This is a genomic window from Pseudomonas sp. Irchel s3f19 (assembly GCF_900187555.1).
Taxonomy (GTDB): domain Bacteria; phylum Pseudomonadota; class Gammaproteobacteria; order Pseudomonadales; family Pseudomonadaceae; genus Aquipseudomonas; species Aquipseudomonas capeferrum.
In genome coordinates this window covers 79,584-97,637 of record NZ_FYDW01000001.1, presented here as the reverse complement: position 1 = coordinate 97,637, position 18,054 = coordinate 79,584, and the positions used below count along the sequence as shown (strand labels likewise).

The following is an 18,054-nucleotide window of genomic DNA, read 5'->3' as shown; positions in this document are numbered from 1 at the left end:
GTGTGCCAGTACCGGCCGCAAACGGGCCGGTACAGGCAATCAGCAATCGTTTACGCCGGAACCATGGCAAACCCGACGCCGAAGCGGTTCCAGGCATTGATGGTGGCGATGGCCAGTGTCAGGTTGACCACTTCCTGCGGCTCGAAATGGGCTTGCAGCGCCTCGTACTCAGGCTGTGGCGCACCGCGCTCCGGCAAGCGGGTCAGGTTTTCTACCCAGGCCAGCGCGGCGCGTTCGCGCGGGGTGAAGTAGGCGGTTTCCTGCCACACGCTCAGCGTCTGCAGGCGTGCTTCGGTTTCGCCGGCCTGGCGTGCGTCATTGGCATGCATGTTGATGCAGTAGGCGCAGCCGTTGATCTGCGAAGCGCGCAGGCGCACCAGTTCGAGCAACGAGCTTTCCAGGCCGCTCTTGGCCAGCGCCTGTTCCAGGCCAACCATGGCTTTGTAGGCTTCCGGTGCGTGCTTGGCCCATTCGATACGCGTGTTCATGGTGTTCTCCAGAAGGTGTGGGGTGGACATGGCGCTACCTTAGCGCTGCCCGTCGATCGGCCCGATAGCCAATCGCAGCGTTTGCCGGGAGGCCAATCGGTGCATTCAGGTGGCCACTGACGTGCATCCAATCTCTTCATTTCTGTCAACGCCAGCAAGCCGGGATAATGGCCAGGTCTTGCAACAGGAGCACCGATTCATGTCCGAAGCACGCTACATGCGCGAAGCGCTCGATCTGGCCCGTGCCAACATCAAGGCCGGTGGTCGGCCTTTTGGCGCCGTGCTGGTGTATCAGGGGCGCGTGGTGGCACGCGCGGTCAACGAGATCCACAGCAGCCAGGACCCGACCGCCCATGCCGAACTGCTGGCCATTCGCAAGGCCGCGCATGCCCTGGGCCAGGCGCGCCTGGACGGCGCCGAAATCTATGCCAGCGGCCACCCGTGCCCGATGTGCCTGGCGGCCATGCACCTGTGCGGCATCGAACGGGCTTGGTTCGCCTATGGCAACGATGAGGGCGAGCCCTATGGGTTGTCCACGGCCGCTGTCTACGCGCAGATGGCACGCCCACCGCAGCAGCAGAGCCTGCCATTGCGGGCGCTGAAACCGAGTGGCGAAGCCGACCTGTACCTTGAGTGGCAGCAGGCCAACGCGCAATGAGAGCGGCCTTGAACCTGTTGCTGGTGATGCTGCTGGCACTGAACCTGCGGCCGATCCTTACCAGCATCGGGCCGCTGCTCGAACCCATGCGCGCCAGCACGGGCCTGGGTTACCAGCAGGCGGCGCTACTGACCGCGCTGCCGGTGCTGTGCATGGGCCTGGTGCCGTTGTTGCAACCCTGGCTGCGGCGCTGGATCAGCGAGCATGGCGGCATGCTCGCGGGCCTTGCGGCGATCGCGCTGGCCTGCCTGTGGCGGCTGCAACTGGGCAGCGCGTGGGCGCTCATTGCCAGCGCAGTGGTCGCCGGCCTCGGCGTCGCGGTAGTCCAAGGCATGATGCCGGGGCTGGTCAACCGCTGGTTCCCGGGTCGCCTGGCGGGCGCCATGGGCATGTATTCCGCGGCGCTGATGAGTGGTGGTGGCCTGGCGGCGGTGCTTGGGCCGCATATAAGCGGGTACTTTGGCCACTGGCAGGCCGGGCTGGGCCTGTGGGCCATCCCGGCATTGCTGGCGATGCTGGCCTGGACGCTGCTGCGGCCGCGCCAGGATGCGCCCAGGCTGGCGGGCGCCGCGGGCGGGCACTGGTTCGGTACGCGGCGTGCCTGGTTGCTGGCGTTGTATTTCGGCCTGATCAATGGCGGCTACACCAGCATGGTCGCCTGGCTGCCGGCCTATCACCTGGAGCATGGCGGTACTGCCCAAGGCGGCGGCGACCTGGTGGGGCTGATGACGATCTTTCAGGTTGCCGGCGCGCTGGGCCTGCCGTTGTTGCTGCGTCGCTGGGTAGATCGTCGGCCTGGGTTGTGGCTGGCGCTATCGATCCAGCTGGCAGGTTTCCTTGGCCTGTTGCTGGCGCCAACGCTGTCGATGGGCCTGTGGGTCGCGATGATCGGTTTCGGCCTGGGGGCCTGTTTCAGCCAGAGCCTGACGCTGACCCTGGAGCACCTGAAAACGCCCGCCGAGGCTGGCAGCCTAGCGGCCTTTGTCCAGGGTATCGGCTTTATCATCACCGGTATCGTGCCGTACATCACCGGTTGGCTGCGCGATGTCAGTGGCGACTTTCAGGCGTCATGGACGCTGTTGACGGTGACGGTGCTGGCAATGCTGCTGGTGACAGTGTGTTTCGCGCCACGCGGCTATGCCGCCGCCATCGCACGGCCGGCGGGCAAGGGCCAGGCGGCGCCGGTCAATTGAGGCGTTGCAGGGTATGGCAAACGCGGTCGAGCGCGGTGTCGATGTCGAGCAGCTCGATGGCGCCAAAGCCTAGCACCAGCCCGGGACGCACCGGCACCTCGCTGAAAAACGGTGCCAGCGAATAGAGGCCGACCTCCACCTTGCGTGCGAGGTTGGCCAGCAGTTCGACATCCACCCCAGGCTTGGCCAGCGCACTCAGGTGGAAACCGGCGCTGGCCGGTATGGCGCTGAACCAAGGCGCCAGGTCGCCCTCCAGGCGCGCGAGGATGCGTTCGCGGCGGCCTTTTTTAAGATGTCTCGCTCTTCCGTCACGCGCTTGAGTTCAGCGCGCAGCTTGCGCAGTTCGGCCTGCTGATCGTCGTCTTGCTGACGCTGCTCTTGGGGCTTGCTGTAGACCTTGATCCAGGCATAAAGGCTGTGCACGGACATGCCCAGGCGCTGGGCGACATCGGCGACGGGTTTGCCTTTCTCGGTCACTTGCTTGACCGCTTCGATCTTAACGCTGACGACTCATGGCACCTCCTATTTGGGCCTCATTATGAGGCTTGGAGGTGTCTAGGAAACCAGGGGCGATTCAGTTCGTAGATATAGAGTTTCATCATTCAAATCTTATTCAGATTACTACCGTTGGGCCTGGGTGCTCAGAACTGAACCGAGCGTGTCAGCCCGCCATCCACGAGCAAGTTCGTGCCGGTGGTAAAGCTTGCAGCAGGGCTGGCCAGGAATACGACTGCTTTGGCTACTTCCTCGGGTGTAGCCATGCGGCCCAACGGGTTTTCAGCTAGGCATTTCGCGAAGGTCTCGGGCTGGTCGCGCTTTATGTCACCCCATACGCCCTCCGGAAAATACACGTTTCCTGGGGAGACAGAGTTCACCCGAATACCTTCGCGCGCATGGCGTGCAGAAAGCGTTTTACTGTAGTGCAGCAATGCTGCTTTCAGTACACCGTATGGCTCCGCGAACATATCGACTTCGCGGCCCGATACGCTGGAAATTAGGACAACCGATGCGGCTTGCGATTGACGCAGGGCGGGCAAGGCGGCTTTGACCATCGTCGCACTTCCCAGTAAATCGGTGTCGAAGGCTCGTCGCCATGTCTGCAAGTCATCTCCGCCAGCCAAAGCACTGACGTTCGGCACGACGATATCGATTCCTCCAAGACGCTGCGCTGCATCCGTGACCCAGGCCTGCACCTGTTCGGGCTGGGTGACATCAACGGCGGTACCGATGGCGTCATGACCGAGTGCTTGTTGCGTCGTTTGGACGCCTGCGGTACCCCGAGCACAGAAGGCCACCTTGGCGCCCTCATCGAGAAACAATTTGGCAATTGCCCGCCCGATACCCCTGGAAGCGCCGCTCACCAGTACGCGTTTACCTTGCAAGCCCAAATCCATGATTAAACTCCTCTGTGAATCAGTGTCAAGACGGGGCCCAAGCGGGCCCCGTCAAGGCATTACTTACGCAGCTTGTATGCGATGATTTCGTCGCTGGTGCCGGTTTCCATGAAGGCGTGGCCAGACGCTGAGACGAGCACATACTGCTCACCATCAACCTCGTACGAGATCGGGTTGGCTTGGGCGCCTGCCGTCAATACGTCTTCCCACAGCACCTCACCGGTAGCTGTGTCGATGGCACGGAACAAGTTGTCAGTCGCCGCGCCGACGAAGGTGAGTCCACCTGCGGTGACCACCGTTCCGCCATTGTTTGGCAAGCCGATATTCAGTGGCAGATGCGACGGGATGCCGAAAGGCCCGTTGCGACGTGCGGTACCCAGCGGCTCGTCCCACACGGTCTTGCCGGTATCCAGGCTGATTGCACGAATTCCGCCATACGGTGGTGCCGAGCACGGTACGCCGGTGCCCCAGTTACGCCATCCCGCATTCACACTGATCGCGTAAGGCGCGTTGACCTGCGGATAGGCCGATGCCCCACCTTCGCCCTTGCCCGATTTGCTGCCAGCCTTGTTCAGCGAGGTCTCATCAACCTTTGGCGCATAGATAGGTTTGAGCCCCAACTTGTCCGCCTGTACACGTGGTATGAGCTGGTTAAGGTTGGGGATGTCGTTGTAGTTGGCGATTAGAAGTCGTCGAACTGGGTCGATCGCGACCGAGCCCCAATCGGAGCCACCGTTGTAGCCCGGGTATTGAATCCAGGGACGATCCACCGATGGCGGCGTCAGGTAGCCTTCGTAGTTGGCCTGGCGGAACTGGATGCGGCACATCAACTGATCGAGTGGTGAGAAGCCCCACATGTCCGCTTCGGTTTTCGGCGCCTTGCGTAGAGTGTGCCACTCGGAGGTAGGTTGAGTATTAGCCAGGAATTGGGGTTCAACGGAGCCGCCTTTTGGTGCCTTGACTTCACCAATCGGAACCAGAGGCTCGCCAGTTGCGCGATCCAGGATGTAGATGTCACCCTGCTTCGTCGGCAGCAGCACTGCAGCCACTGGTTTTCCGTCCTTATCAGGGAAATCAAGAAGGGTTGGCTGACTGCCCAGATCATAATCCCACACATCATGGCGGATGGTCTGGAAGTGCCATACGTCCTTGCCCGTCTTCACGTCGACGGCCACCAGTGAGGTCGAATACTTGTTTTCTTCCTCGCTACGGTTGGAGCCGTAGTAATCAATTGAGGAGTTGCTGATCGGCAGGTAGACGTAGCCAAGCTGCTCATCGCCCACTGCAGCCGTCCACATATTCGGGGTGCCACGGGTGTAGGTGCTGCCTTCGGCTGGGCCATGAACGTTTTCAGGGTTACCCAGATCCCAAGCCCAGGCCATTTTCCCGTTGACCGCGTCGTAGCCGCGAATCACCCCAGAAGGTGCGTCCTCATCCTGACCGTCACGAATTTGTGCTCCTGTGACCACCACGCCATTGACGATAGTAGGAGGAGCTGTAACCGCGTACCAGCCGGGGACTTTTTTGCCCAGACCTTCCCAAAGATCCACAGTGCCGTTCTGTCCGAAGTCCTTGCAAGGCTCGCCCGTGCGCAGATCCACAGCTACCAGCCTCGCATCCAGTGTCGCCTCTACCACACGGCTGCGGCATTGTGCGGACTCAGGGATCTCTGGCGCGGTGTACACCGCCACGCCGCGGCATGCTGCTGCGTGAGGAATTGCCTGATCAGGTACTCCAGGGTCGTGACGCCAGTTTTCCTTGCCGGTTGCAGCATTGATCGAAATAAGGATGTTTTTAGCAGAGCACATCAGCAGGTCGTTGCCGACCTTGACCGGGGTTGTTTCAGGCGAGTAGCGACTGCCCGGATTCGGTAAGTCCCGTGTGTGATACACAAATGCGCGCTCCAGGCGCCCAACGTTTGCTGGGGTGATCTGCTTGAGGGGGCTAAAGCGCTGAGCGTTGTGATCACCGCCATAGAACGGCCAATCGCTGCCGACCTGCGGCATACCCTGAGCTTGAGCGATCTGCACCTGAAGCGCGCAAGAAACGGCGAGCGCCAGTGCGCTTCTGCATTTGACTGATAGGAACATGACAAACCTCTTTACGCAGCAGAGCGGGGGGCGCGACGCAGTGACGGCGACACGGCAAGGATCAACAACAGGATGACGGTGATTGCCACCAGACGTGGTACAAGCCCCCACCAGTTGAGTCCGACTTCCCATAAAGCCCAGATCAGTGTCAGGCCCCAGATCACGGCGAACAGGTACAAGGCGCCAAATCGTTGCCGCCACAGCATGACAGCTGTGATTACACAGCCGGCCCCGGTGAGGGTGTAATACCAGCTACCGCCCAAAGCCATCAGCCATACCCCGCCGCCAAAAAGGGCCATGCCAAATGCCCCCAGCGCCAGGGCTAAAACGACGGTCGCCAGCCGCCATTTCCCGCTGTGACCAGCCGAGGCCCGGCCGTTGCTGCGGGATTCACTACTACGTTGATTCATGACGCTACTACTTCCTTAATTTGCTATTGATTCAGGCTATGGCCTGTTTGCCGGAGGCTGCAAAGCCGATGGGCCGACGCGTGCAGAACATCGAGAGGACTGAGCCGATCACAAGTAATGCGCCGACGACGACGAAGGCCAAGGCGAAGCTGCCAGAGCCGGCCACCACGTAGCCAGTCACGATCGGAGCGAGGAGACCGAACAGATTGCCGACTGCAGTGATAAAGCCAGCTGCAGTGCCGACGTCGTCTTCAGAGCGCACCAAGTCATTCACAAGCGAGAGGTTCAGAGAAATCGCCGAAGCGCAGGTCGCCAACGACAGCGTGATCACGAAGAGAATTGACCAGGTGCTGTCGATCGCTGGCACCAGAAAGATGACCGAGGAGGCGAGCAACACACTTGCCACCACCATGCGACGCTGTCCGGTTTCGGCTGCACCTGGGCGCATCGCCTTGTCACTCAGGCGGCCAATGACGATGGCGAGAATGGCCGCACCAAGGTACGGAATGGCGGTGTAGATGCCGCTGGACATCACCGTCAGGCCTTTTTCAGCCTGGAGGTAGGTCGGCAGCCAGGTCAGGAAAAAGTAGGTGGCATACACTGCGCACCCATGCGACAGGGCAATCGCCCACATGCTGCTGGAGCGTGCCAGGCCCTTGAGGCCAAGCGACACAGCCTGCGCCGGCTCTGCCCCGTGTGAGACGCTACCTTCAGCAATCTCCGCGCGTTCGGCATCCTCAAGCCATGGAGCTTTTGCAGGGTGGCTGTACCACTTCAACCAGGCAGCTAGCCAAAGGAAGCCCAACGCGCCGGCTACGACAAAGGCGATGCGCCAGCCAAACGCGCTGATCAGCCAGCCAAAGCCAATGGCGCCGATGGCTGGGCCTACCAAGCTGCCGCTGTGGAATACAGCAGTAGCCATGCCACGCTCTTTGAGTGGCATCCATTCGCGGATTACACGCGCGCCGGCAGGGTAGGTGGTGGCTTCGCCCATGCCCATGATTAGTCGGCAGCTGAGCAAAGAAATGAACCCGGTCGACAATGCGGTGCAGGCCGTGGCTACCGACCATACCCCTATGCCGTAACCGTTGACCTTTTTAGGGCCAAAGCGGCCTACGAGGTAGCCCATGGGGATGAGGGCCAGAAAGTAGAGCCATACGAATGACGAGAAAAGGTAGCCCATCGCAACCGGCGAGATATCGAATTCTTCCTTGAGCACTTTGGAGGCAACCGAAAGCGAAACTCGGTCAACGTAGTTGATCAGAGTCAGGGTGAAGAGAAACGCGTAGATCCAAACACGTTTTTTCTTCAGGAGACTGGTGTCTTTGTGCATCGCCATCACCTTGTAGTTATAGGGACGATCCAGGGACGAGAAACGAGGGCTGCCGGCACAATGGCTCGCTCACCTTGCCCAGGCAGTGGGCAACGCGGTGTGAGCGGCCATCGCACATCAGCAGTCGATCAGCCCAGCCAACGCTGGATGTTTGCGACCATGACTTCTTTGGAAATGCCGTAGCGGTCATGGAGGGTCGGCAGCGCACCTGCATCCAGGAACTGGTCAGGGAGCGCCACGTGGCGAACCTCCGGTTGCACGCGGGCTAGTAGCAACGCCATGGCTATGGCCTCACCGAGGCCACCGATCTGGGTGTGGTTTTCCGCGATGACAACCAGCCGGCCTTCGCGGCGACATTGTTCCAGGACGGTCTCGACATCGAGCGGCTTGATCGTCGGCACGTGCAAGACCGCGGTGTCGATTGTGTTTTTGGCCAGTTCGTCTGCTACTTCAAGGGCGCGCATGGTCATGAGGCCCGAGGAGATGATCAGCACATCCTTGCCGTCACGCAGCAACCTGGCTTTGCCCAACTCGAATTTGTAGTCGTACTCATCGAGGACGAGGGGCACGCGTCCACGGGGTAGGCGCATGTAGACCGGGCCGTTGTGCTCCGCTATCGCGGCTACACATTGCTCCGTCTCCAGTGCATCACAAGGATCGATGACCGTCATCTGGGGGATTGCTCGCATCATCGCCAAGTCTTCGGTGGCTTGATGGCTTGGGCCATAGCCGGTAGTCAGGCCCGGCAGCGCCGCACAGATCTTCACGTTCAGGTTCTCTTCAGCGATTACCTGATGAATGAAGTCATAAGCTCGGCGAGTGGCGAATACCGCATAGGTGGTGGCGAACGGTACGAAACCTTCTTTTGCCATGCCTCCAGCCGCAGCCATGAGCAGTTGCTCTGCCATACCCATCTGCAGGAATCGCTCTGGATAACGTTGGGCGAAGATATGTAAGTCGGTGTACTTGGCCAGATCCGCAGTCATCCCGACGATGCGTGGATTTTTCTGGCCGGCCTTTACCAAGGTGTGCCCAAAGGGCGCAGATGTGGTGCGCTGACCCTCGCTGGCGATGGATGCGATCATCGATGACGTGGTGAGTTTCGGCTTGACTGGAGAAGCGGCGGTCATTGTGGGCTCCTTGGCGCGTGGATCTCATCGAGGTCTGCAAGTGCATGCTGCCACTCCTGTGGCTCGACCCGGATGAAGTGGTTCTTGTCACGTTGCTCAAGGAACGGGACACCTTTACCCATGAGGGTGTCGAAGAGAATGACTCGCGGCTTGTCGCCCTGTACCGACCGCGCGAGGTCGAAGGCCTGGATCACAGCCTGCAGGTCATTGCCGTCGACGCGCTGCACGTGCCAACCGAACGCTGCCCACTTATCGACGAGGGGTTCGAATTGGAGGATGTCGTGGGAAGGGCCGTCTGCCTGCTGGCGGTTGATGTCCACCAGATTGATCAGGTTGCCCAGCTTGTGGTGCGAGGCTGACATGGCAGCTTCCCACACCGCTCCCTCGTCCAGCTCGCCATCGGACATCGAGTTGTAGACGAACGCATCGTTGCCCTTCATGCGCAGGCCCAGCGCCTGGCCTACAGCAATAGCCAACCCTTGGCCAAGGGAGCCACCAGAGATTTCCATGCCGGGTGTGTAGGTCGCCATGCCCGACATCGGCAGGCGGCTATCATCGGAGCCATAAGTTTCCAGCTCCTCCTCCGGCAGAACGCCGGCCTCCAACAGCGCTGCGTAAAGCGCGATGGCGTAGTGCCCATGGGAAAGCAGGAAACGATCGCGGCCTTCCCATTCAGGTTGATCAGCGCGAATGTTCATGGCGTGGCAGTAGGCAACAGCCAGTACGTCGGCCCAGCCCAGTGCCTGGCCAACATAGCCTTGGCCCTGAACCTCGCCCATGCGTAGGGCGAAGCGACGAATGCGCCAGGCGTGCTTCGACATCCGGGCAAAGTGCTCATTGCGACTCTCGGTCATATTGTTCTCCATTGGTGACCAGCGATCCGGAGTTACTGACGCAACGGATTCATCAGTACCCAGTCGTATTGAGTAACCCCTTGATGATCAGGTAAAAATACAGGGTCGACAAAAGGTTTAAATTCGTCAGTTAATGAATCGGATTCACCAATGAAGATCTTGAAAAAGGTACCGCTCTCAGCCCTGAGGGTGTTCGAAGCGGCGGGTCGAACCTGCTCATTTGTAGAAGCAGCAAAGGAGCTGGATCTGTCGTCAAGCGCGGTAAGCCATGCCATACGCAAATTGGAAGTCGCCGCTGAAGTCTCTCTTTTCACTCGGAGTACGCGACATACGGCGCTGACAACCGAGGGCGCCATGCTGCTGGATCATGTGCAGCGTGGTTTCGAGGAGATGAGCCGGGGATTGGCGATTGCGACTAATGAGCCCGCAGTGCCGCTGCGCCTTCACGTGGCACCGACGTTCGCCAGCCAGTGGTTGGTGCCGCGCCTAGCCGGCTTTCTGCGTGATCATCCCGGCATCGACCTGCGGATATCCGCCAGTACTGACTATGCGCTGTTCGACAACGATGATTTCGACTTGGACATCGTCTATGGCGAACCCAGGGTCTCTTCGCACGAAAAGACGCCGCTGCGTATCGAAGAGCTAACGCCCCTATGCAGTCCTGAAGTTGCCCAGCATCTTCGCTCGCCGCAGGATCTGTACGCCCAGTTTCTTATCCAGAGCGATGGGCAATCTGTGCAATGGAAAGGGTGGTTTGCGGCCAATGGAATGCATCCACCGAAAAGCTATGGCTTGGCGTTCGATCGAAGCTCCATGGGTATTGCAGCAGCAGCTGGCGGCCTGGGAGTAGTACTTGAGTCTGACCTGGTGGCTGAGAAGGAGCTAGCAAGCGGTCGGCTGGTCAGCCCGCTTCGGCATGTCAGTAACAGTGTCCGCTACGTTGGCCACTACCTCGTGCATCCTCGGCGGCATAGGCAACCGCACGCAGTGACTCAGTTCAAGCAGTGGCTGTTCAACGAGTTAGCTGTCCCTTGAATGCTAGATGGGGGCTCGGAACTCCTGTCATTTCGGGACAAGCTTCAAGTTCAGCTCGTAATATCGGACAGGCTGGCCGCCTTGCTGCACCTGCTTTTTATCGCCCTTATGGCGCCAATTTGTCCAAGATCTGCTCACGACACACGCTTAGCACTTCATCAGCAGGCGGAGAATCGTCCGGACAGGCTCGAGACAGAATCAAGGCGCCGAGGACGTGCGCAAATGTATCGAGTATTACCGCACGGCTTACTTTAGGCTCGTCTCCCTGTAACACCTCCAGCAGCCCCTCAATTCCAGCCTCGTAAGCTGCTTTGATGTCATCGGGCTCTCAACTGAATTTTTCCAGCAGTAGGTGTAGGCATCGCTGGTACCAAAACTCTGAGCAAACTCGCAAGGCGAATACACCTATGACTTGTTTGCTGCTTCACAGCCAGTGGCTACCGAGAAGATGATGGGGGTCTTGGACGCTATTAATGGGCGCTGGGGCAGAGGTACGGTGAGGTTGGCTAGTGTGCCGGTCGATCCGCAATGGGGGATGTGTCGGGAGATGATGAGCCAGAGCTTCAATACGCGGGTAGATCAGCTTTGGACTGCCACTGACTCGGTGAGCAATAGTCCTAGACGTTCGCGAGTGCGATGGCCAATCGCTCAACCGCGACGGACGGGAAAACCGTCGCGGTTGATCTGCGTTTTAGCGGTTAGCGTCGGCTAGGCCAGTCTCAATGAAGCGAACCGAACTCTCCATTGCCTGCTGACCTTCTGGCAGCATGGTGGCGTAGAAGTGCCAGGCGTGGAACATCGCAGGCCATACTTCCAAATTCACGCGAACTCGGTTATCAGCCAGGTGAGTTGCAAGGCGCATTGCATCACTCAACATCAGCTCGTTCTCGCCGATCTGCACCAAGATTGGTGGAAGACCGGTGACGTCCGCGAACACAGGTGAGGCCAGAGGATGATTGGCCAATGTGTCGCCTAGGAATGCTCTGGCGAGGATGTCCAAGACAGGCTTGGAGTTCAGAGGATCCAGACCTTCACGGTTGCTCATGGAAGCACCGGTGTGTTCCAGGTTCGCCCATGGCGAGATGGAGGAGCCAACCGCAGGCAATGGAAGCCCCTTCGATTTAGCCGCAACCATGACGCTGACAACCATCGCGCCGCCAGCCGACTCGCCAGAGAAAGCAATTTTGTTAGCTGGGATTTTCTGCTCAAGCAACCACTCGTATGCGCGCAGTGTGTCGTCAATAGAGGCTGGGAACTTGTGCTCAGGGGCAAGGCGATAGTCCGGCATGTACACGCGAGCACCGAGCATTTTCGCGTAGTTGCCGCCGATGCCGTGGTAGCCGTCTGGACGACCTACAATGTAAGCGCCGCCGTGGATGTACATCACTACTGCGTCAGTCTTGATCTCGTCCGGGGTAACCAGTGTGCCGGGTACGCCACCCATGTCGACTGCTTCGAATTTAACGCCAGCTGGCGCTGGATTTTGCGCGAGCATTTTTGCGTAAGAGTCGCGAATGTCGCTCATTTTTGTGGTGGTATCGATTCCCTTAAGAACGGGTACCAGATCGCTAAGGCTGTTGGCCCAGGTTTGGACGGCTGCTTGGACTTTGGTGTTCATAATGACCTCAATTGATCGTTGGGAGTGGATTAGCTAATTGAGATATTATGCTTAGTATTGGGGAATAGGGTTCCCCATAACTGGTGCTAAGCCGCCCGAACGTTGAGATCACTGAGGCCGTATGGAACTCCACAACCTGAACGATATCGCCGCGTTTGTAAGCTCGGTAAACGCTGGAAGCTTCACTGCGGCGGCAAAACAGCTTGGCCTTACGCGCTCTGCAGTGGGGAAGTCGATAGTCAGGCTCGAGGCTCGTTTACAGGTACGTTTACTGAATCGCACTACGCGCAGTTTAAGCATGACGGATGACGGCCAGGTTCTGTATGAGCGCTGTGTGGGCGTTCTTCAGGATCTGGACGACGTGGAGGATGCCCTTGCGTTTCGTCGTTCGACTCCCAGTGGGCGACTGCGGATGAGTTTGCCGGTTGCGCTTGGCAGACTTCATGTCCTTCAACACATTGAGTACTGCCTTAAGGATTGGCCCTCCCTGAGCGTGGATATCACCTTTTCTGACAGGCTGGTCGATTTGATTGATGAGGGATTTGATTTGGCCATGCGCATCGGGCCACCGAAGGAAGATTCTCGGTTGTTAACGCGCACTGTGGCCTACCAACAAATGATTACCTGCGCTTCCCCCAAATATTTGGCTGAGCATGCCGAGCCTAAAACGCCTGAGGATTTAACCGGGCACCAGTGCCTGCATTTCGTGAGCGGTGGGAGATTGCTTCCTTGGAATTTTCGCGAGAATGGTAGCGCTGTGTCCGTTACTCATGGTGGAAGGCTACAGATGGACAGTGCTGAGTCATTACACCAGTCAGCTGTAGCTGGCCTGGGCATCGCGACTCTTCCTTCCTACGTGGTGAACGACGATTTGAGGAGCGGCAAGCTTGTTCAATTGCTCGCTGGGTATGCAGAGGCCGCAGAGCCTATTCGGGTGATCTACCCTAGCAAGCGGCACCTCTCTCCAAAAATTCGACTCTTCATCGATAAGCTCGTGGAGGCTTGGTCACCATGCCCACCATGGGAGCAGCATTCTGCGGAACGCATTCACTCTGTCTGACCCGTGAGCGAAGCCCGCGCGGCTAGTCGATACCTAACATATGCATCGCATATTCATTTCACTTGAGCATCGACTTCCAGGCGTGAGCACTGCGCCCGTGTTCAGCTCATCTGCCGAAGGGGCCAGTGCGTCAGGGGCTTAGTGCGCCGGTGTTTTTCGCATCCTCAATAGGATTGGCGCAGATGCTCATGAATGCGTTTCGTAGGAGCTACTGGCGCTCCTTGCTGGGGAAGTGACCGTGCAGACCGCTTGACAGCGGTCAAATATCAGACTAAAAATGAAGCGCTTCATAAATATCTCTTTCGAGAATAAATACAAAAATATAGTCGTGAAAAGATCGCAGATTTTGTTGGCTTAAGTCCGCAGGCTGCGAGAATGAAACGATTCATATTTGCCGTTTTCCTAGGCAAATCTGGAGATCATGATGGTCACTGCATCATTAGCCTGCGCTCGGTCAAGCACGTGGGCAGCCCTCGCCACTCTCTTATCTAGAGTCACCGACCGCTCCGGCGCGGGGGCACTGGCTTCGCCACGCAAATCTCCTAACACCACCCGCTTACATGAACCCGAAATTTTCGGTGAGCCAGTGCGGCATCGGACGCGTGTGAGCATCACCGCGTCTTGTTTCTGTTTGTTCAGCGCGGGGAATTTGGCATGACGAATCTTCGACACACAGGTCGCACAGTTCTTATTACCGGGGCAGGAGGGGGCATCGGTGCCTCGATTGCCCGGCTGTACTGCGAGGAGGGCGCGCGGGTTGCCTTGGTAGACTTCGACGAACAGTCAGTTTCTGAGCTTTCCCAGCAACTCTGTACTGCCGGACATTTGGTGGCTTGGGCTAAAGCTGACGTCGCAAATTTTGATCAATGCAGTCGAGCCTGTGCTGAGTTTAGCGAGCAGCTCGGCCCTATCGACACCTTGATCAACAATGCAGGCGTGTCTCCCAAACATCAGGGGGCACCCGCACCGATTTGGGAGATGGATCCCCTGGAGTGGGATCGGGTCGTCGGCATCAACCTCACTGGCTCGTTCAACTTGGTTAGAGCACTCGCACCGGGGATGGTCGAGCGTCGCTTTGGGAGAATCGTGAACATGTCTTCCGTTGCTGGCAGCGCATTTCTCCCTATCGTTGCGGCGCATTACAGCGCCACCAAAGCCGCAATTATCGGTTTTACCCGTCATCTGGCAGGTGAGCTCGGGCCTTATGGGATTACGGCAAACGCGCTGGCCCCGGGACGCATCGAAACGCCGCTTCTGAAAACCGTTTCTGCGCAAGCGAACCAGGCAGTTGTTGATGAGACTCCGTTGGGCCGTCTTGGAACGCCACTTGAGGTAGCTAAAGCAGCATGCTTTTTGACTTCAAACGACAGCGACTTCATCACGGGCCAAGTCGTGGATGTGGCTGGTGGCTGGTTGATGCGCTGATCCAGCCGGGCTCGTATTCAACGTAACGATTTATCTCACAGTTTTTCAGCAGCGGGTGATGGCATGGTTCGAACAATGGGTTTTCCTGGCCGATACGAGCAAGGGCCAGGCGCACTAAAGCAGCTTGGCAGAATCCTTTCCGATATGGGGCAATCGCGCCCTTTGGTCTTGTGCGACGAGTTCGTCTCGAGGCATCTGTGGCCTGAGGTAGGGAATGCATTGTCAGAGCATGGCTTCGAGGCGAACAGTATCGTTTTTCCTGGTGAATGCACTAAAGCTGCAATTGCGTCTCTCTGTGAGCGATCAGCAGATTACAAGCCAGACACCATCATCGCTTTGGGCGGGGGTAAGACAATTGACACGGCTAAAGGGATGGCTGCTCAGCTCAACGTCCCCATTGTCGTATGCCCGACCATCGCTTCCAGCGACGCCCCAACCAGCCGTTTGATTGTGCTTTACGACGAAACGCACAAGGTCGTTGGTGTCGAGTACCTGAACATGAACCCCTCTGCAGTAGTCGTGGACACCGAAGTGATTGTCCGTGCGCCTGCAAGGTTTTTCGCCGCAGGCATCGGCGACGCCATCAGTAAAAAGTTTGAGGCGCAACAATGTCAGTCTGCCGGAGGCAATAACTCATTTGGTACTCCAGCGTTGAACACTGCATTGTTGCTAACAGAGGCAGTGTTTAAGACGCTTATGACCTACGGGTACAGCGCTTACCAAGCAGTAGGCCGGCACGAGGTTAATGATGATGTCGAGCGGGTTGTTGAAGGAACCGTCCTTATCAGTGGCGTTGGGTTCGAGAGTGGCGGCTTGTCGCTAGCTCATGCGCTTGTGCGAGGTCTTACGGCAATTCCTGCGATTACTTCCATGCTACATGGTGAGCTTGTCGCATTCGGGACGCTGGTGCAGATGTCGGTCGAAGAGCGCCCAGACTCAGACATCCTAGAGGTCGCTCAGCTTCTGAATGATGTGAATCTTCCCGTCACCCTCGACGGCCTTGGCCAGACGTCTCCGTTTACCTCTGAGGAACTGGACATTGTTGTCCAGGCAACACTGGGTGCGGTTTACGCGAAAAATATGGCGCCAGCCCTTACCGCTGAACGACTCATCCGAGGACTCGCTCGTGCCGACGACCTGGGACAACGATTTGAACGTTTCAACTAACCGCTAATGCGGTACAGCTAATCCAATAATAAAAGAGGCTCAGAAAATGACAGACAAGACCGTTCCGCACATTCATGACTTGCTCAAAGACTCCCCTAAGAACTGGGGTAAGTGGGGGCCGGATGATGAGGTTGGCTCACTCAACTACCTCACAGGTGTCGAGGTGCTCCAAGGTGTCAAAGAGGTCACGCAAGGCAAGACATTTACTTTGCAGGTGCGGATGGCTGATCCTGCAGGTGACCCGGTCTGGCCTGGGCGCTCTCAGTCAAAGCGCATGAATATCATGGATCGTGGCCACTACAACTGCGGCAAGGGCCCACACTTTCCAGGCTCGTACGAGTTCGCCGACGATGTAATGTTTTTCCACCTTCAGGGTTCAACTCAATACGACGCGCTCGGCCACGTTTGGTACGACGACCAGATCTGGAATGGGTACAGCGCTGATACCACTATCGGCTCCCTGGCCAAGGCGAGCGTTGCTCCGCTGGGTGAAAAAGGCATCGTTGGCCGAGGCATTCTGATCGACATAGCGCGCCACCGTGGTAAAGACGTGCTGGATGCAGGTGAAACTTTCAACCATGAGGATCTAATGGCTGCGGCCCGGGCTCAAGGCGTCTCTATCAACAAGCGCGACATTCTCATCATCCGCACTGGATGGATTGGCTCGTTTTATAAACGCGATCCGGAAGAGTTTTACAAAGACTTTATCGAGCCTGGCCTGACTTACAGCCCTGAGCTGGTGAAGTGGTTTCAGGAGATGGAAATTCCGAACATTGTCACCGACACCATCGCTAACGAAGTCACCGTCGATCCCGTGTCAGGGGTTGCGTTGCCGTTGCACAACGCACTCATGAGGAACTTGGGTATCACTCTCACTGAGATCGCTCAGCTTGATCCCCTCGCTGAGGACTGCGCTGAGGACGGTCAGTGGACGTTCCTGTACACCGCAGCTCCTCTAAAGGTCGTAGGTGGAACCGGCGCTCCTGTGAATCCAATCGTCATTAAATAAGTGTCTTTGCCTGGGGGCAGCAGAAATGCTGCACTCAGGTTTTTCTCTCCAATTAACGGCTCCCGAACGGCAGGCTGTTGGCTTATCATCCTCTGTGAAAATCGAGGGCGTTCTTCTGATCGTCCTGTCTCCGCGCTACGATCGAGGATGCTGAATCTCCAATGAAAAAAATCGAGAAACCGAAGCTCAAGGATGTGGCTGAATTGGCGGGCGTCTCGATGGGGAGTGCTTCAAGAGCATTGGCTGTCCCGCACTTAGTGAAACCTACAACGCTGGCCAAAGTACAAGCAGCTGTTCAAGAGCTAGGGTACGTGCGAGACGGGGCTGCGCGTGCTTTGGCATCGAGGCGCACGCACAGCATTGGAGCCGTGTTTCCTACTTTTAACAACCCTGCGTTCGCTGAAGCTGTCCAGGCCCTCCAGTTAAGGCTAACGGAGCTTGGGTATCACCTGATCATTTCTTCCCATGAATACGACCAGGCGCAAGAACTGGTGAACGTAAGGAACATGATTGAGCGGGGTGTCGAAGGCCTACTGTTGGTGGGTACTGAACATAGTCCTGAAATTTATGAAGCACTAACTGCCGCCCAATGCCCATTCATTCTCATGTGGTCGCTAGATGGTGCTCACGACCATCACTGCGTGGGGTTCAGCAATGAGGAGGGTGGTCGATTGATAGCCAAGCACTTGCTTAGCCTTGGTCATCAAAGTATCGCGATGATCAGTGGAGTTGTCTCTAACAACGAACGGGCAAAATACCGTCTGAAAGGAATCACCGCTCAGCTACTCGAGTCCGGGATAGAGCTTTCAAGTGAACGGATTATTGAGCAGCCATTCACGATTGAGGGAGGGCGCGCCGGGCTGCGGATTGCTATGGAGCTTAACCCCAAGCCTACAGCCATTGTCTGCAGCACTGACCTCACCTGTATCGGAGCGTTGGCGGAAGCGCGCTCCAATGGGATCGACGTCCCCAAAGAACTATCAGTCAGCGGGTTCGATGATATCGAGTTCGCGGCTGCCTACGTGCCAGCCCTGACGACCGTCCGGGTGCCGACTTCGAAAATTGGTATCAGCAGCGCCAACAACATCGTTGCGCTGATCGAGGGGCGCCAACTTGCACGCCGCGAGCGCATACAAATCGAACTCGTCGTCCGAGATAGTACGGCGCCACGGCCCTAGAGTGTTTTCAGG

At 57.8% G+C, this 18,054-nt stretch carries 16 protein-coding genes and 3 pseudogenes; 9 read left to right on the top strand and 10 right to left on the bottom strand.

Going from position 1 to position 18,054, the window contains the following annotated elements; all coding sequences use genetic code 11:
- Positions 1-50 precede the first annotated feature (50 nt).
- The gene (locus CKW22_RS00440; RefSeq protein ID WP_033698831.1) at positions 51-488 is read right to left on the bottom strand and encodes a carboxymuconolactone decarboxylase family protein; all 438 of its coding nucleotides are present in this window, start codon (positions 486-488) and stop codon (positions 51-53) included.
- 199 nt (positions 489-687) lie between these two features.
- On the opposite strand from CKW22_RS00440, the gene CKW22_RS00435 reads away from it, so the two are divergent.
- Both CKW22_RS00435 and CKW22_RS00430 read left to right on the top strand, forming a co-directional pair.
- Positions 688-1,146, top strand: a complete 459-nt coding sequence (locus tag CKW22_RS00435; protein WP_033698830.1) for a nucleoside deaminase — start codon at positions 688-690, stop codon at positions 1,144-1,146.
- Positions 1,143-2,339 (top strand): cyanate transporter, encoded by a 1,197-nt coding sequence (locus CKW22_RS00430; RefSeq protein WP_033698829.1) that lies wholly within the window; start codon positions 1,143-1,145, stop codon positions 2,337-2,339. Before CKW22_RS00435 ends, CKW22_RS00430 begins: the two co-directional genes overlap by 4 nt.
- On the opposite strand, the pseudogene CKW22_RS00425 reads toward CKW22_RS00430, so the two are convergent.
- The 8 genes and pseudogenes from CKW22_RS00425 to CKW22_RS00390 form a co-directional block, all read right to left on the bottom strand.
- A pseudogene (locus tag CKW22_RS00425) lies at positions 2,332-2,622 on the bottom strand (PLP-dependent aminotransferase family protein); the annotation flags it as partial. The gene CKW22_RS00430 and the pseudogene CKW22_RS00425 overlap by 8 nt on opposite strands.
- Positions 2,622-2,834, bottom strand: a pseudogene (locus CKW22_RS00420) (transposase); the annotation flags it as partial. The pseudogenes CKW22_RS00425 and CKW22_RS00420, both read right to left, overlap by 1 nt.
- Positions 2,835-2,980: 146 nt before the next feature.
- Complete coding sequence (locus CKW22_RS00415) at positions 2,981-3,733, bottom strand: SDR family NAD(P)-dependent oxidoreductase (RefSeq protein ID WP_033698826.1); 753 nt, start codon at positions 3,731-3,733, stop codon at positions 2,981-2,983.
- A gap of 59 nt (positions 3,734-3,792) precedes the next feature.
- Positions 3,793-5,823: a pyrroloquinoline quinone-dependent dehydrogenase gene (locus tag CKW22_RS00410; RefSeq protein ID WP_033698825.1), complete on the bottom strand. Its 2,031-nt coding sequence runs from the start codon at positions 5,821-5,823 to the stop codon at positions 3,793-3,795.
- An 11-nt stretch (positions 5,824-5,834) separates the two neighbouring features.
- Positions 5,835-6,233, bottom strand: coding sequence for a hypothetical protein (locus tag CKW22_RS00405; protein WP_033698824.1), 399 nt, complete (start codon positions 6,231-6,233; stop codon positions 5,835-5,837).
- A gap of 31 nt (positions 6,234-6,264) precedes the next feature.
- The gene (locus tag CKW22_RS00400) at positions 6,265-7,566 is read right to left on the bottom strand and encodes an MFS transporter (protein WP_033698823.1); all 1,302 of its coding nucleotides are present in this window, start codon (positions 7,564-7,566) and stop codon (positions 6,265-6,267) included.
- A 128-nt stretch (positions 7,567-7,694) separates the two neighbouring features.
- Positions 7,695-8,696, bottom strand: coding sequence for a transketolase family protein (locus tag CKW22_RS00395; protein ID WP_033698822.1), 1,002 nt, complete (start codon positions 8,694-8,696; stop codon positions 7,695-7,697).
- Positions 8,693-9,550, bottom strand: coding sequence for a transketolase (locus CKW22_RS00390; protein ID WP_033698819.1), 858 nt, complete (start codon positions 9,548-9,550; stop codon positions 8,693-8,695). The genes CKW22_RS00395 and CKW22_RS00390 overlap by 4 nt, the downstream gene beginning before the upstream one ends.
- 150 nt (positions 9,551-9,700) lie before the next feature.
- On the opposite strand from CKW22_RS00390, the gene CKW22_RS00385 reads away from it, so the two are divergent.
- Positions 9,701-10,585, top strand: coding sequence for a LysR substrate-binding domain-containing protein (locus CKW22_RS00385; protein ID WP_081874726.1), 885 nt, complete (start codon positions 9,701-9,703; stop codon positions 10,583-10,585).
- Positions 10,586-10,979: 394 nt separating this feature from the next.
- A pseudogene (locus tag CKW22_RS27720) lies at positions 10,980-11,177 on the top strand (DUF4113 domain-containing protein); the annotation flags it as partial.
- Between the two features lie 99 nt (positions 11,178-11,276).
- Here the strand turns inward: CKW22_RS27720 and CKW22_RS00370 are convergent.
- Positions 11,277-12,203: an alpha/beta hydrolase gene (locus tag CKW22_RS00370; protein ID WP_033698818.1), complete on the bottom strand. Its 927-nt coding sequence runs from the start codon at positions 12,201-12,203 to the stop codon at positions 11,277-11,279.
- A gap of 121 nt (positions 12,204-12,324) precedes the next feature.
- Here CKW22_RS00370 and CKW22_RS00365 point away from each other — a divergent pair, with 121 nt between their 5' ends.
- From CKW22_RS00365 to CKW22_RS00340, 5 genes are all read left to right on the top strand, one after another.
- Positions 12,325-13,263: a LysR family transcriptional regulator gene (locus CKW22_RS00365; protein WP_033698817.1), complete on the top strand. Its 939-nt coding sequence runs from the start codon at positions 12,325-12,327 to the stop codon at positions 13,261-13,263.
- A gap of 654 nt (positions 13,264-13,917) precedes the next feature.
- The gene (locus CKW22_RS00355) at positions 13,918-14,688 is read left to right on the top strand and encodes an SDR family NAD(P)-dependent oxidoreductase (protein ID WP_012313594.1); all 771 of its coding nucleotides are present in this window, start codon (positions 13,918-13,920) and stop codon (positions 14,686-14,688) included.
- Between the two features lie 63 nt (positions 14,689-14,751).
- Positions 14,752-15,855, top strand: coding sequence for a glycerol dehydrogenase (locus CKW22_RS00350; protein ID WP_095063598.1), 1,104 nt, complete (start codon positions 14,752-14,754; stop codon positions 15,853-15,855).
- 46 nt (positions 15,856-15,901) lie between these two features.
- Positions 15,902-16,864, top strand: a complete 963-nt coding sequence (locus CKW22_RS00345; protein WP_012313596.1) for a cyclase family protein — start codon at positions 15,902-15,904, stop codon at positions 16,862-16,864.
- 161 nt (positions 16,865-17,025) lie between these two features.
- On the top strand, positions 17,026-18,042 hold the full coding sequence (locus tag CKW22_RS00340) for a substrate-binding domain-containing protein (protein WP_033698815.1): 1,017 nt from the start codon (positions 17,026-17,028) through the stop codon (positions 18,040-18,042).
- The last annotated feature ends 12 nt before the right edge of the window (positions 18,043-18,054 follow it).